At 60.8% G+C, this 14,792-nt stretch carries 13 protein-coding genes and 2 pseudogenes; 10 read left to right on the plus strand and 5 right to left on the minus strand.

The window, feature by feature from the left end:
* Window positions 1-69 precede the first annotated feature (69 nt).
* Both BM394_RS00005 and BM394_RS00010 read left to right on the plus strand, forming a co-directional pair.
* Complete coding sequence (locus BM394_RS00005; protein WP_092972503.1) at window positions 70-360, plus strand: DUF4158 domain-containing protein; 291 nt, start codon at window positions 70-72, stop codon at window positions 358-360.
* A complete protein-coding gene (locus BM394_RS00010; RefSeq protein WP_175529891.1) occupies window positions 332-1,069 on the plus strand; it encodes a Tn3 family transposase in 738 nt (245 codons plus the stop codon). The genes BM394_RS00005 and BM394_RS00010 overlap by 29 nt, the downstream gene beginning before the upstream one ends.
* Here the strand turns inward: BM394_RS00010 and BM394_RS00015 are convergent.
* Complete coding sequence (locus BM394_RS00015; RefSeq protein ID WP_217643252.1) at window positions 1,047-1,925, minus strand: SDR family oxidoreductase; 879 nt, start codon at window positions 1,923-1,925, stop codon at window positions 1,047-1,049. The two genes, BM394_RS00010 and BM394_RS00015, sit on opposite strands and share 23 nt — an antisense overlap.
* Between BM394_RS00015 and BM394_RS00020 the strand changes: the two are divergent.
* Window positions 1,902-2,126, plus strand: a pseudogene (locus BM394_RS00020) (helix-turn-helix domain-containing protein); the annotation flags it as partial. The gene BM394_RS00015 and the pseudogene BM394_RS00020 overlap by 24 nt on opposite strands.
* A 577-nt stretch (window positions 2,127-2,703) precedes the next feature.
* Here BM394_RS00020 and BM394_RS00030 read toward each other — a convergent pair.
* Entirely contained in the window at window positions 2,704-3,657 is a 954-nt protein-coding gene (locus BM394_RS00030; RefSeq protein WP_217643253.1) for an SDR family NAD(P)-dependent oxidoreductase, read from the minus strand.
* Window positions 3,658-3,856: 199 nt separating this feature from the next.
* Here BM394_RS00030 and BM394_RS00035 point away from each other — a divergent pair, with 199 nt between their 5' ends.
* Together BM394_RS00035 and BM394_RS00040 are read left to right on the plus strand one after the other, a co-directional pair.
* Complete coding sequence (locus BM394_RS00035) at window positions 3,857-4,648, plus strand: SAM hydrolase/SAM-dependent halogenase family protein (protein WP_217643254.1); 792 nt, start codon at window positions 3,857-3,859, stop codon at window positions 4,646-4,648.
* 155 nt (window positions 4,649-4,803) lie between these two features.
* Window positions 4,804-5,448 carry a class I SAM-dependent DNA methyltransferase gene (locus tag BM394_RS00040; RefSeq protein WP_092972511.1) on the plus strand — a complete coding sequence of 215 codons (645 nt, stop codon included), beginning with the start codon at window positions 4,804-4,806 and terminating at the stop codon, window positions 5,446-5,448.
* Window positions 5,449-5,934: 486 nt separating this feature from the next.
* On the opposite strand, the gene BM394_RS00045 is transcribed toward BM394_RS00040, so the two are convergent.
* Window positions 5,935-6,588, minus strand: coding sequence for a response regulator transcription factor (locus BM394_RS00045; protein WP_207227266.1), 654 nt, complete (start codon window positions 6,586-6,588; stop codon window positions 5,935-5,937).
* The gene (locus BM394_RS23850; protein WP_092972513.1) at window positions 6,585-7,262 is read right to left on the minus strand and encodes a sensor histidine kinase; all 678 of its coding nucleotides are present in this window, start codon (window positions 7,260-7,262) and stop codon (window positions 6,585-6,587) included. The genes BM394_RS00045 and BM394_RS23850 overlap by 4 nt, the downstream gene beginning before the upstream one ends.
* A 353-nt stretch (window positions 7,263-7,615) precedes the next feature.
* Between BM394_RS23850 and BM394_RS00055 the strand changes: the two genes are divergently transcribed.
* A complete protein-coding gene (locus BM394_RS00055) occupies window positions 7,616-8,434 on the plus strand; it encodes an SDR family NAD(P)-dependent oxidoreductase (RefSeq protein WP_092972515.1) in 819 nt (272 codons plus the stop codon).
* Between the two features lie 469 nt (window positions 8,435-8,903).
* Window positions 8,904-9,533: a ScbR family autoregulator-binding transcription factor gene (locus tag BM394_RS00060; RefSeq protein ID WP_092972518.1), complete on the plus strand. Its 630-nt coding sequence runs from the start codon at window positions 8,904-8,906 to the stop codon at window positions 9,531-9,533.
* A 354-nt stretch (window positions 9,534-9,887) separates the two neighbouring features.
* Here BM394_RS00060 and BM394_RS00065 read toward each other — a convergent pair whose 3' ends face one another.
* Window positions 9,888-11,420 (minus strand): AMP-binding protein, encoded by a 1,533-nt coding sequence (locus BM394_RS00065; RefSeq protein WP_092972520.1) that lies wholly within the window; start codon window positions 11,418-11,420, stop codon window positions 9,888-9,890.
* Between the two features lie 196 nt (window positions 11,421-11,616).
* Between BM394_RS00065 and BM394_RS00070 the strand changes: the two genes are divergently transcribed.
* The 3 genes and pseudogenes from BM394_RS00070 (at window position 11,617) to kynU (ending at window position 14,453) form a co-directional block, all read left to right on the plus strand.
* The gene (locus tag BM394_RS00070; RefSeq protein WP_092972522.1) at window positions 11,617-12,552 is read left to right on the plus strand and encodes a DUF389 domain-containing protein; all 936 of its coding nucleotides are present in this window, start codon (window positions 11,617-11,619) and stop codon (window positions 12,550-12,552) included.
* Between the two features lie 354 nt (window positions 12,553-12,906).
* Window positions 12,907-13,167 carry a hypothetical protein gene (locus BM394_RS00075; RefSeq protein ID WP_092972524.1) on the plus strand — a complete coding sequence of 87 codons (261 nt, stop codon included), beginning with the start codon at window positions 12,907-12,909 and terminating at the stop codon, window positions 13,165-13,167.
* Window positions 13,160-14,453: pseudogene (gene kynU / locus BM394_RS00080) on the plus strand (kynureninase). The gene BM394_RS00075 and the pseudogene kynU overlap by 8 nt, the downstream one beginning before the upstream one ends.
* The last annotated feature ends 339 nt before the right edge of the window (window positions 14,454-14,792 follow it).

The raw sequence follows: 14,792 nt of genomic DNA on the forward strand, positions 1-14,792 counted from the left end.
GGGGTGCTGGTGAGGAAGGTGTCATGAGCCGTCATTCGTTTCGGTTCGGGTGATCGGTAGCGTTCGCGCATGGTGTGGGAGGTGGATCAGGACGGGCTGGTCGTGCACTGGACGCTGGTCGGTGACGATCTGGACCGGGTGGCGGGCAAGCGTGATGCGGCGAAGCTGGGTTTTGCCTTGTTGCTGAAGCTGGTGCAGTCGTTGCGGTTCCGGTCGAACAACACCATGCACGCGCCGATCATCGACGGCGGCGAACTGGTGCGACGCTACGCCGACTCGAGTACGCAGACTTACCGCCGCGGTGAGCAGGTGCCCATCCGGGGTGTGGTGGGTGGGGACTGGCTGGAACTGCTCTACTGAGGCGGCCTCCAGCCGGGTGCAGCGCAGCGTCTACGAGCTGGGCCTGTTCACCGCGTTGCGGGAACAGCTGCGCTGCAAGGAAATCCGGGTTGAGGGGGCGGACAAGTGGCGCAACCCGGAGACCGATCTGCCCGCTGACTTCGAGACCCGTCGCGTGGAGCACTATCGGTCCCTGGCCAAGCCGCTGGATCCGGTGCTGAACGTGCTCAAAGAAGCCGCCCTGCGGGTGGGGCTGCTCGAGCACTTCGCCCTGGCAGGGTGCCGGGAGAGCATGAACCGTGACGAGCTGGCCGAGAAGCTCATCCTGTGCATTTTCGGCTACGGCACCAACATTGGGCTGCGCTCCATCGCCGGTGGCGAGCACGGCCGCGCCGAGGACGAGCTGCGCTACGTCCGTCGCCGCTACCTGTCGGCAGCAGGGGCTCGCTCGTTTACCGCGGTGATCGCCAATGCCACCTTCACCGTCCGTCAGGTGGCGATCTGGGGCGAGGGCAGCTCGGCCGTGGCCATCCATTCCCAGCGGATCTCGTGTACCGCCTCCGAACTCGCCGCGATGATCGAGGGCGCGATCCGGCACAGCACCGACATGCAGCTCGAGGCCAACTACGTCGACTCCCACGACCACTCCGAAATCGGATTCGGCCTGGATCCCCGGCCTCGGACAGACGCGTCCGTAAACGGATCGGTCACTGAACAGGGTCTTGTGTGAGTTCGCCGACGATGGTGTCGAGTTGGGGTGCGAGTGTATGGCGGAAGCAGCGCTCCCAATGTGGTTGGCTCCCATCTGTGTCGGTGAAGTCGTATTCTTCCGCCAGATCCCACGTTGCCAGTGACTGCCCGGTCTTGGACAACACTTCGGGGTCAGTGGCGAGGGTGACCACAGCGCGGCCAAGGAAGGTCGGTGTTTCCGAATAGGCGAAATGCGGGTCTTTGCCGATCCCGTCACGCCAGGTGTGCTCGGTAACGCCGAGGTGCTCGAGCACGGCTTCCGAGCGCAGAAAACCGGGGGTCAATGCGACAGCGGCGACACCATGCTTGCGTAGTTCCGCGGCCTGGATTCGGGCCAGTCGGATCACGCTTGTTTTGGCGAGGTCGAAAAACGGGCTGCCACGGTAACCATCGGGGAACAGCGCGTTGGTGGCTTCGTCGCCGTCGGTGACCTCGACGACCAGGCCGGCGCGACGAGCGGTCATGAGCGGCAGCGCGAAGTGGCTGATGATCAGGTGTATGTCGACTGCGCGGTGCAGCAGGGACAGGCCATCTTTGAGCGGATGTTGCCACAGCGGTGCCCAATGCACCAGTGCGTCGCCGCCCCACACATCGTTGACCAGGATATCCAGGCGACCATTCTGTTCAGCGGTGATGCGGTTGATCAGGTTCCTCACCTGGTGGGCATCCGCATGGTCGCACTGCACAGCGATCTCCGTGCCGCCGGCGGCGGTAACGTACTCGGCGGTGTCCTCGATCGTTTCGGGACGGCCCAGATCGGATTTGGCGGCGCGGGTGCTGCGGCCGGGAACGTATACCGTGGCACCGGCGGCGCCGAGTTCGAAGTCGACCTCCAACGCATGCGCACCCGCGAAGGCATGGCCGTGGCGAAGGCGAAGGGCAAGCTGCGCGGCAAACAGCCCAAGCTCAGCGCCAAGCAGCAGACCGAGCTCTGTCGCATGCACAGCACCGGGGACCACAGCATCAACGACGCTGAGTTGTTCTCGATCGGCAGGACGACCGTGTACCGGACGCTGGAGCGCAAAGGCTGCTCATGACACGTTCCTTACCGGAACCCCTTGTCCTGTGAGGTTTTCTGAGGAACATCGTGACCGAGTCGGACGCGATCGGCGTCTTCGTGGGACTGGATGTCGGCAAGGGCGAACACCACGCCCGGGCTGTCACCCCGGCCGGGCGGCAAGAATATACTGGACAAACGGCTGCCCAACCGCACGCGCCACGGGCGCAGACATCGCGGGTCCGGCTCCCGACGACACCGTGGCTGCCCCGTCGATACTGTGCGGTCACGATGATGATCTCTTCGCCGAAGCCCCCGCGTGCGCAACCGGCTACGCGGGCTGTTGATCCAGATCCACCCGGTCATAGAGGCACCCGACACTCACATCGATGACTGTCGTCCATGACGCCGAGTGTCGGGTGGCCTGACCGCCCTTTCGTGTCGATCCCACAAATCGGTAAGCACATCATGAGGGCGGTCAAAACGTAATAAAAACTACGTGATTCATGATGAGGGACAGTGGCCTCGACTCTCGATCGCGAGAAAAAGGACATGGCGGAAAAATGGCCGAGATTACTTTATTGTTTCGGCTGTCGGCGGCACTCGCGACTATCCTTTTACCACATGAACTGGCCGCCATCGACGATCAATTTTTGTCCAGTGATGTAACGTGACTCATCACCCGCGAGGAATTCCAGCGCGTCAGCCATTTCTTCTGGAGTACCAATTCGCTCCTGAGGTATACTCGTGAACATGCTTTCGCGGTGCTCGGCCGGCGCGTTCTGAACTCGCATCCGCATGTCCTCGGTGTCAATCATACCGGGAATCAGTGAATTCACGCGTATTTTCGGGGCGAGCTCAAGGGCCAAGCACTTGGTAAGGTGCAGCAGACCCGCTTTGCTCGAACAATAGTTCACTCCATTGAATCGAGGGCGGATTCCAGTTGTGGCGGCGATATTGATGATGGAGCCACCACCAGCCTCGAGCATCGGCCCGGCAAATGATCGCGCCATGTAGAAGGGCCCTGAAAGATTTGTATCCAACACCGCCCTCCAGTCACTGTCCGAAATTTCGGTAAGGGGTTTGTCGATATTTCTTCCGGCATTGTTCACCAGAATTCGCGGAGCTCCGTATTCATTGATTATGCGGTTCGCGACACGGGACACTTCCTCAGGGGACGACACGTCCACCTGAATCGCCGTGCTTTCGGCCCCGAGTTCCTTCGAGGCCACGTCGGCGGATTTTTGATCATGTCCGTAAAGTGCTACGACACGGTACCCCATTTTTCTCAACCTCTTTGCGAGGGCGAGCCCAATTCCCTTGGTTCCGCCGGTAACAACAGCTGTTTTCATGGGGTCGGCATCGGGAACGTGTTCGTTCATTTTGATCAAGCTCTCCGAAGCGAGGATGTCATACAAACTGGCGTGAAATATCGCTTCTGTAGTCGCGTACGTGTTCGTTCCAGGCAAACCGATTGGCGAATACCCTTCTTTGGAAGTCTGGGGTAAAAATTTCTTCCAGTCAATCTCCTTTCGGTCAATAACTCGAGCAACGAGATGTACGTACGTCACACTTTGTGCGTATCACGGTAAAACCATGGTCGTATCAAATTCGTGCTGTACAGCTTGCGTACGTCCCGCGTACATCGAAAGTAGCATCGCGGATGGAGATATCTATGAATTGTTTTGTCGTGCGACGCCGAAGATTATATTTAGGAACCCGCACAGAACACGGAAAGGGAAAACAGTGGGAAATCCCATCATCGCCTACATGTCCGATATCGGCTCGCACGACGAAGCGCATGCTCTAGGCAAGGGCCTGATGCACAAGATCGCACCAGGGGTGGATATCGTTGATCTCACTCACCAGGTGAAACCGTTCGATGTTCGTGAGGGAGGGCTGTTCCTCCAGGACACTCCGGACTCCTTCCCCGATGACACGATCATCTGCGCTTACGTCTACCCGGAGACCGGTAGTCTGCTCCGCACAGTCGTAGTCCGCAATGAGAAGGGTCAGCTGCTGGTCGCACCCAATAACGGGCTTCTGACATGGGCACTCGAATCTTGTCCGGCAGTTGAGGCATATGAAGTCACTTCACCCGAGGTGATGAATCAACCGGTCACTCCGACGTGGTACGGCAAGGACGTGGTAGTAGCATGTGCGGCCCATCTCGCGGCAGGGGTCGATCCCTCCACGGTTGGTCCCGAACTGGATCCGGCTGATTTGGTGACGCTGCCCTACAACCCGGCAAAACGCCAGGCAGACGGCTCTGTACACGGTGAAGTTGTCCGTATCGACAAGAACTTTGGCAATGTATGGACCAACATCACCCTGAGTGATCTGTCCGATGAGATCAGCCTGGAGGGTAAGTCGCTTCAGCTGACGGCTAACAACATCACGTTGGAGATCCCTTATTACTCAACCTTCAGTGAAGTTCCCGTGGGAAAGCCACTTGCTTATACCAATAGCCGCGGCAAGGTCGCTTTCGGCCTCAATCAGGGTAGTTTCCTCGAGAAGTACGGATTGAAGCAGGATTCAGCGCTGACACTGATGTTGACCTGATTTCTCTCGCTGGGACGGTGAAAGGAGCGGAAGATGACTCTTTCCGCTCCTGCCACCGACCAAGTGGGATGGCGATCCGTTTCGGTGGATTGCTCGCTCGCGCCAAAAATACACTCAAAAAATACGTTTATTATTCACTCGGAGAGCAGGTTTAAATGACTAGGCCCGAAGTCGTGCAGAAATCTCATCAACTCGGTGGTGATCCGGCGCTGCTCAGTGCGTACTACGGTAACTGGGCCACCACATACGAGAAGGATGCTGGAAATCTGGGATATGTGGGACCACGCGTGGTAGCCGATCTATTCGGGGAATTGGCCACCAGATACTTCCCAGGGCAGAAGGAGATCACAGGGTTGGACGCGGGCTGTGGTACGGGCTTGGCCGGCCCACCACTTCTCGAACGTGGTGTGAGCGCGCTGGACGGACTGGATCTTAGCCAAGGAATGGTTGCCCAAGCCGCTGAAACGGGAGCGTATCGCATCCTATCAAGCGGAGTTGACCTCAATCTCGGACTTTCCCAGTTCGCGGAGGATGTCTATGACGTCACGATAAGCTGTGGGGTCTTCATTCGTGGGCATTTGAATCCCACTGCCGTAGACGGGTTGGTGCGTGTTACCCGCCCAGGTGGAATCATTTTGATCACAACTGGGCAGAATTATCTCGACGAAACGGACTTCGCGGGATACATAGCGGATCTGTCGTCGAAAAATCAGGTCAACCTTATCGAGATTCGCCCCAATCAAAACTATCTTATGGACGAGCCCGCGCATTACTGGGTGCTTCAGGTTCCCCCGGGATAGATATGTGGTCGTTTCTGCTTCTCCGGATCGTGGCTCGGCGACGCTAAAACGGTGAAACTCCTGGTAGAACGAGAAGATTCCAAGATTTCTCTCTGCCAGGAGTTCGTTGCTGCCAAACTCTCTCCCTGGCTGGAAGCAAGTATGCGACCCAGCATCGGTCATCCTGCTTTTGTTATGCCCTCTCAGTACTGAGAGGGCACTTCACCAGCAGAATTCACTGGCCGGAAACAAACAATCTGTTCCAGTGTGCGAAACAGTCGATCGAATCGATCGTTCAACTCTCCGCGAAAACGGATGCATTGAACCACCAATTCGATCGCCGCGACTGTTCTTCTAGTTATCAAAATTCTTCGGTTTCCCGTAGGCTTGTAGCTCGTCGACGAACAAGTACGGTACCCCTGTGGCCATATAGCTATGACGATGGGGCGTTCACGAGTGCTCGCGGTCAATTAAGCACAAACAGGACTATGATTGTATCCGTACAAGCTAATGATTTCCATTCGGAAGCAATCCCATTGAGCTGGCTTTGTTTGTAGCGTTCAGTCGGGAATTCACCTCGAGCTTGAGGTATATGTTGGTCAAATGTCGCTTTACGGTTCCTTCCGATATGAAGAGTTCATCGGCGATCTGTGAATTAAGCAGTCCGCGCGCCACGAGCGCTAGAACCTCTAGCTCGCGCGCTGATAATGGTCCATCTGCGGGATTCTCCAGCCGGTTTAGGGTCTCCTTTGCGACGGACAGTACGACACGGTCGGAAGAACGCTGCATCGCACGGATAGCGGCCAGTAGTTCCTCGCTCGTCGAACTCTTGGAGATGTACGCGTGAGCGCCGATCTCCAGGAGTTTGCTCATCATCCGCGCGTCGTCATGCATGGTCAAAATAGCCACTCGTGGTGGACGCGGAACGCTCAGTACTCGTTCCAGCGTGTCCTCCGCGCCACGTCCGGGCATCTCTACATCGAGCAGCATCACATCCGCGGTACCTCCGTGGAGAAACGCGATCGCACCATCACCGTCATTGACTTCTCCGACGACGCTGATGTCGGGCTCTGCCGTGCAGATCTCGACAATCCCTTCCCGGAACAGAGTGTGGTCATCGGCTATGACCAGTTTGATCATTTCTCCGGTGTCGGTGGTCATCGCGATGCCCCCATCGGCAGGGTCACAGTTACCCGAGTCCCGTTCAACGGTCCCGGTGCTACGATGAACGAGCCACCGAGCAAAGCCGCTCGCTCGTTCATCGAGTTCAGTCCGAGCGTGGAAGAGAACTCACGAACGTCACGGTCGATTCCCGCACCGTCATCTTCCACGACAGCAGTCATGCTGTTCCGTCCGCTACACAGCTGAATGGTGATGTTGTCAGCCTCTGAATGGCGCAACGCATTGTCCACCGCTTCCCGGAGAATTGTGAATACTTCGTCCTTGTCCGGCAGATCCGAGCTGACACTGACACTGCTGGGGCTGTGCTCTGACGCGTTACCGGATGTACGAACACTGGCGGACAATGCCCTGGTGGCCTCCAAAGCTTGCCAGAGGGTTCGGTTCGCGGTGTCGAGCTTGACTCGCGCTCGTTCCGAGTTCCCCTCGTTGGTGTATCTGTCACTCAGCTCCAAGCATTGCAAACCGACCGCGATGGAGTGCGCGACACTGTCGTGTAGTTGACGGCTGAGGTCGAGTCGTTCGAGTTGAGAGAGTGGCTGAGCTTCCTGGAGGTCATCACCGGAAGCGGGTTCCGCGGATGCTTGGGTACTCTTCCTCGCTGGATGTCCTGGTAAGACACGAAGAGACGCTTGTCTCGAATGTGCTGTCACCACAGCTCCTTCCTCGGCAACCGCAAGCTTGCACTATGCGTGTATCAACTCGGTTCTCACGATCGTGATGTGTGGTTACAGCCGAAGCTGTAGTGGGTCGACCACTGTCAGCATAACAAATAGACCGTTCTTTTTTCTATTGTTGCTCATCACTACTTGCGCAAGGTCTGGAGGCACTGCCACTGGCGACTCCGCTGCCGCTAGCCCGAACGGTGTCCGTCCTGCGGCCAACGTCACGTCTTCCTGGTAAACATACGATGATCCCGTACTCAGTACGGTCGTACGACGCGAAGAACCGGATACGGTGCGCCCTTCGTCAGATGTGGCTAACAGGCTTCTCGAGAGATGCTTGGCTCATGACCAACACTGCGAGATCAAATGCTGAAGTTGCCGTCGTAACCGGTGCGAATCAAGGTATTGGACGCCAAATAGCCGAGAAGCTGTCCGGCCAGGGGTACCAACTCGCCTTGCTTGACCAGGTTTCGCCGAAGAAGGTCGTCGAGGGGATCGACGCGGAGGCGATCGCGATCACCGCCGACGTCTCCGACGAAGACGCCGTGAATTCCGCCAAGGACCAGGTTTTGGAGCACTTCGGGGAGGTGAACCTGCTGGTGAACAACGCCGGTATCAACAGGATCGCCTCGGCCGAGGACACGTCCTCCGAGCAGTGGCGCCGTGTTCTCGAGGTGAATCTGACAGGACCATTCCTACTCAGCCAGGCATTCGGTGCGGCCATGCTCGCGACGGACAAACCTGGCTCGATCGTCAACATCGCCTCCATCGCCGCCCTGGGTGGTATTCCGGACAGGATCGCCTACAACTCGAGCAAACACGGTCTGCTCGGGCTGACTCGTACCCTCGCCCTCGAATGGGGAGCTCGTGGTGTTCGGGTCAACGCGGTGTCCCCGGGTTTCGTCAAGACCGAAATGGACGAGGCCGACCTGGCTTCTGGTGCCTATACGAAGGCCGACATCGTCGACCGTGTACCGCTTGCCAGGTTCGCGCTCCCCGAAGATATCGCCGAAGCGGTGGCTTTCCTGGCCGACTCCAACCGCAGTGGTTTCATCAACGGTGTCACGTTGCCGGTGGACGGTGGCTGGCTCGCGGATACAAGCTGGAAATCTCTCCGCCTGAGCAAACGGAACTCCTCCGAAGCCGGGTCCAAAGCAGGGTGAATAGTATTCGAATGTCGCGGAATCTTGACTACGGCATTCGCCATACTCCGGTGCACCAGAGGGAGTACCGTTGATGTGTTCATGTGACGGCAGTTACCGGATTTCCGTGTTAGTCATAATCAGCACGGACTTGTGAGCACTCCGCCGGGACAGTCGTCGCGGTCTCCGTCACAGAGCGGTTCGGTTACCATCGGGCGGGATCCATATCAGAGGGAGCGTGGTTGTCCACACCTGTCCTGACCCCTCGGCGCGGTGGGTCCCGCCTCGGACCGGACCAGTCGGTCGGCCCGTGCGAGTCGATCTTCGGTCAACACGATACGGAGCGGTTCGAACGAGCAGCTTTCCACCAGCTGCTTCGATCAATGTCCTCGATCCGCCCCTTGGAAGCCGAAATCACCGTACCCTGTCCCGCCGCAACCGCTAGCATAGCGATCGCACTCTTTGTTTTCGCGGGAACAGGTGAAGTCCAGTGGCACAGCTGAAGCAGGACCGAGCGTTGTACACACGCGCCAAGATCATCCGAGCTGCGGCCGAAGTGTTCGATGATCTGGGTTTCGCCAGCGCCAGCCTAAGCAAGATCGTCAATCGTGCTGGAGTCACGATCGGCGCGGTCTACTTCCATTTCACTTCGAAGGAAGAACTGGCCAGAGCAGTGATGGCCGAACAAGTAACAGACATGACCTTCCCGGCAGGCGAAGAGGGGCTGCAACTGGTCATCGACATCACCCTGGACGTCGCCCGTCAGCTACAGCACAATACTTTACTTCGCGCCGGTATACGGCTGGCCGTGGAACAAGGGGCGTTCGGTCTGGAAGACGATGCCGCATACTCGTTGTGGACCGAACTGCTCCGTCGACAACTTGCGGTGGCACGTGAGCGTGGAGAGCTTCTCGATCGTGTAGATGAAAGGGAATTCGCCCAGCTACTGGTCGGCGCTTACACCGGTACTCAGCTGGTATCGCAGATTACCGCTGGACACGACGACCTGACTGAACGCATCGCGACGCTGTGGTACTACTTTCTGCCCGGTGTGGCCGTTCCGGAAGTAATCCCCCGACTGAGGTTGGAACCTGCGACCTCCGACACGGAAAGCTTCTAAGGACGTGTTGATGACCACAGATGGAAATATCCTGCTGACCATGCGGACAGTCATTAAAGTCACGGTGACGAATATGTGAGATGTAGGAGCACTGCGGCATCACGTACTGACAGGCGAACAGTAGGAGTACGTTGCTGCGCAACCAGCGAGCGTACCGATGCTTGCGCAGCGCCGGATCCGCATCGAAGTGGAGGGAGTTGGACACGGCTGTTCCGGGAAGACCATGATGGTGAGCCGAGAAGGAGACGAACCCCACTCCACGGCTCACCGCTGGCGGTAAGACCATGAGCCCCGTGTGGATTCCGGGCCCCGACTCACCTTTCCGAGCATCGGAACGACGAGACCGACTCCTGATTACGCCCCAGTCCAGTACGGAGCCCGCAGTTTGAACTTCTGGAGTTTACCGGTGGCGGTACGCGAGAGTTCGTCGCGGAACTCGACCGACGTGGGGGCCTTGTAGCCGGCAGCCCGCTGCTTGCACCAGGCGATCAGTTCGCCTTCGGTCGGCTCCTCGGTCTCAGGAGCCAGCACCACGAGTGCCTTGATGGTCTCGCCCCACTTGTCGCTGGGAACGCCGATGACAGCGACCTCCGAGACCGCAGGGTGCGAGAAGAGAACGTCCTCCACCTCGATCGAGGAGACGTTCTCGCCCCCGGTGATGATGACGTCCTTCTTGCGGTCGCTGATCGTGAGATAACCGTCCTCACCGATGGTGCCGCCGTCACCGGTGTGGAACCAACCGTCCCGCAGCACCGCGGCGGTCTCCTCGGGCTGCTGCCAATAGCTGTCGAGCACGACGTTGGAGCGGGCCAGAATCTCCCCTTCGTTGTCCTCCTCGGTGGAGACCCCCAGCCGTACTCCCAGCGCGGGAGCACCGGCCCTGACGAGCTTGGCGGCCCGCTCCTCGGTGGCGAGATCGTCCCACTCGGAGCGGGAGCGGTTGATGGTCAGCAGCGGGGAGGTCTCGGTGAGCCCGTAGATCTGGACGAATTCCCAACCGAGCTCCTCCTCCACTCGCGCGACCGTCCTGGTGGGAGGTGGCGCACCGGCCACGATGATCCGAACGCTGCCGCGGCCGGGAATCTGCCCCTCCCAGTCGCGGGCCGCGTCGAGCACGGCCGCGACGACGGCCGGGGCCGCGCACATGACGGTGACCCCGTGGTCACGGACACGCCGCAGAATCTCTGCTCCGTCGACCTTGCGCAGCACGACCTGCTTGATGCCGAGCCCGGTGGTGGCGAACGGCATCCCCCACCCGTTCGCATGGAACATCGGCAGGGTGTGCAGGTACACGTCGCGGTCGGTCAAACCCGCGTGCAGCCCGAACGTCAGCGCGTTGACCCAGATGTTGCGGTGGGTGATCTGCACGCCCTTCGGGCGAGCCGTCGTGCCGGAGGTGTAGTTGATGCAGGCGGTGGCGTTCTCGTCCGGTTGCCAGGCACGTGGTTCGGCACCGGCCGGTGCGTACAGGTCCTCGTCCTGGCCCAGCGTGTAGCGGTGCTCGGCCGTCACCGCCCCGAGTTCCTCTTCGAGAGCCGGATCCACGTACAGCGCTCGCGCGCCGGAGTGCTCGACGATGTAGCGCACCTCGTCGGGGCGCAACCGGAAATTGATGGGGACGAGCACCCGACCCGTTCCCGCCACACCGAAGAAGGAGGTGAGCAGCCGCGCGCTGTTGTGGCTGACAACGGCAACCCGCTCTCCCACTCCGATGCCGAGTTCATCGAGATGAGCGGCCTGCCGTGCCGCCAGCCCCGCGAATTCACGATAGGTCAGCTCACCGAGAGACGGTGCCGGCTGGTCGGGTTCGTCGACGACACCGACGCGGTCGGCGTAGACCCGCGCGGCACGATCGATGAAGTCGGAGACGCTGAACGGAACGAACACGGGGCCTCCAGATCACAGTAGCCCGCAACTGTACGAGTCGTGACGCCGCATCTTATACGAAACGTTTGGTTCCATCCACAGCTTGTCGGCGCGAGTCGGTGAGCCCTTCAAGGAAGGGGCCGGATCGCGACGTCGGTACTCGAATCGCCGTGTGCCGATCGGTGCGAAGCACAGCGACAGCGGACAGACTGGACCAATGCTGCACCTGCGCGTGGTGTGCCCGTGCGAACACACCGACTCGGTGATCGACCTGTTGAACACCGACTCCGGCATCGCGCACCTGGTCGTCGTCCGCGAGGTGGCCGTCCGGCCCGCCGGAGACCTGATCGAGGCATCGATCGCCCGGGAGAGTGCCGAACACGTGCTCGACCAGCTCACCTCGCTCGGGGTGAGCCACAGCGGTGAGATCAGTCTGCACAACATCGACACACTGTTGTCCCGCACCGCCGACAGCGTCGAGGCCGCCACCCCCGGCCAACCCGCCGACGCCGTGATCTGGGAAGAACTGGTGGCGACCACCGGTGAGGAATCCCGGCTCAACGGGACCTTCCTGGCGTTTCTCACCCTGGCCTGCCTGCTGGCCGCTGTCGGTGTGCTCACCGACTCGGCCATCACCATCGTCGGCGCCATGGTCGTCAGCCCCGACTTCGGCCCGCTGGCCGCACTCGCCGTAGCCACCATCGGTAATCGCCGCGATCTGGCAACCCGGGCGGGCGTCGCACTCGGCGTCGGCTACCCCGTCGCGATCCTCGTCACCGTCGTGCTGGCCGTTCTTGGACGTGTGGTCGGTATTTTCGACACCGCCGAACTCGGCCGGCTACACACGGCATCCTTCATCTATCACATCGGCCCCTACTCGATCGTCATCGCACTGCTCGCCGGTACCGCGGGCATGCTCGCGCTGACTTCCGAGAAATCCGGCATCCTCATCGGGGTGTTCATCTCGGTGACGACCGTGCCCGCCGCCGGTTTCGCCGCACTCGCCGCCGTCGCCGGCCACTGGGTCCACTACGGCGAGGCCATGCTGCAGCTGCTGATCAATCTGGGCGGTATCATCGTGGCAGGCGTCCTCACCCTGCTCGTCCGTCGGCATCGTGTACTCCCCGACACGCCCCGAAACGCCCCCCGGTAGGAGGTTCCCACCGGCCGCGGAACTTTCTCACCGCCGGACAGGACTTTTCGTGCCGGAAACTGTCGAAACCGTAACTGTCCGACGTACCCTTACCGGATCCATCAGAGTCACGTCGAGCACAGCGACATCGCCGGGCGGAATCGTGCGAGTCGACGACCTCGGCAGCAGCCCGAGCCGGATCGCCGAACTGCTCACCCACGTCCCGTGGACCGTACGGATCGACGAGGCAGCACTGGCCAAGGCCCGCGACATGATCTGGATCAGCACGCTGGACATCCACGGCTACGGCCACCGCACGGCAGAGCTCGAGCGCGCGCAGGACAACCTGCGTCGTTTCGGGAGCACGGTGGCACGGTGCGCTACGGAACCGACCTGGGCAACGGCCCACTGCCACTCGGCGTCAACGCTCGCGAGGTCGCGGCGTTGCAACAAGCCGGCATGTCGGTCGATGACGTACTGCTTGCCATGACCGATCCGGACCTGTCCGCACCACCGTGCGTCATCCCCGAAGGCCTGGATTCCGACCCGACCGGGTCGGTGACGGCGCTGTCGACTGCCCAGGTGGTGCGACTGACCGACGAGGAGCATCCCGGGAAGAGGCGCGCCCATGACTGACCGGACGGAGTTCGCGGCCAAAGCACGCGAACTCGACGAGGCCGACCCACTCGGCGACTACCCGGACCGCTTCCTGCCGACCGACGACGACATCGTCGCCTACTTCGACGGAAACTCACTGGGACGCCCTCCCGCAGTGTCCGCCGAGCGCATGGATCACTTCGTTCGCCACCAGTGGCGAGCACGACTGATCCGGGGATGGGACGACGAGTGGCTCGACTGGCCCACCGCTGTCGGAGATCGACTCGGCAAAGCTGTGTTGGGGGCCGCACCCGGCCAGCTGGTGGTGGCCGACTCGACGACCGTGCTGTTGTACAAACTGGCACGAGCCGCGCTGCGCGCTCGTCCCGAACGTCAGGAGATCCTGCTGGACACCGACAACTTCCCCACCGACCGCTATGTCGTCGAAGGCATCGCCGACGAACACGGACTGACCCTGCGGTGGATCGAGACCGATCCGGACGCGGGTATCACACCCGACCAGGCCGCGAACGCGATCGGTCCGAACACGGCACTGGCCGTGTTCAGCCACGTGGCCTACCGCTCCGGCTACCTCGCCGACGCCGCGGCCATAACGCGACTCGCACACGAAACCGGAGCGCTCGTGCTCTGGGACCTGAGCCACTCCGCGGGATCGGTGCCCGTCGAACTCGACAACTGGGGCGTGGATTTCGCCGTCGGATGTGGTTACAAGTATCTCAACGGTGGACCCGGCGCACCGGCTTTCGCATACGTGAACGATCGCCACCAGCACACGATCCGCCAACCCGTCCAAGGGTGGATGGGGCACCGTCATCCCTTCACGATGAGCCCCGGTCACGAACCGGCTCCGGGAATCCGGAGAGTGCTCAGCGGTACGCCACCCATACTGGGGATGGTGCCGTTACTGACCGGGTTGGAGCTGGTCGAGCAGGCGGGCATCAACGCGATACGAGCGAAGTCGCTGCTGCTGAGCGACTTCGCGCTGGAGCTCGCCGATGCCTCTGCCCCCACTGGGAGTACGGTTCGCATCACCGCGTGAGCATTCTCGACGGGGCGGACACATCACGCTGTGCCGCGGCGACTTCGACGTGGTCAACGAAGAACTGCGTCGGCGCGGCGTCGTTCCCGACTTTCGGTCCCCGGACGGGATCCGCATCGGACTGTCACCGTTGAGCACCCGATTCACCGAGGTGCACACGGGTATGGCCACGCTCGCCGAGGTCGCCGCGGAGCGGCTCGGGAAGAAGGGACAAGACGGTAATGCACCCACCGATGGGGGATTCCGACACCGTCGACGACGATGACGTACGAACTCCGTCGGCCACGAGAAGGACAGCACGAGCGCTGCCGGTGTGCGGACTCGCCCTGCTGGTGGCCGCCCCGCTGTGGCTGCTGCTCACCGGGCACACCAGCTTTCGAGGCTCCTCGGACGAGGGCGCCACCCATGACACTGTGGCAGGCGATGCTGCCACCGCTGGCCGGCATCGTACTGACACGGCTGGTGCCGCTCCGGATCGCGGTAACCGATCCGCTCTCCCGTTCCCGACAGGCTCTGGTGTTCCGGCAGATGTGGGTGCTCCTGACAGCGGCTGTCGCGTTTCCCACCGTGCTAGCCGTGCTGCCCACCGGGATATCCCGCGGAG

The sequence above is a fragment of the Actinopolyspora lacussalsi subsp. righensis genome (assembly GCF_900116555.1).
Taxonomy (GTDB): domain Bacteria; phylum Actinomycetota; class Actinomycetes; order Mycobacteriales; family Pseudonocardiaceae; genus Actinopolyspora; species Actinopolyspora lacussalsi.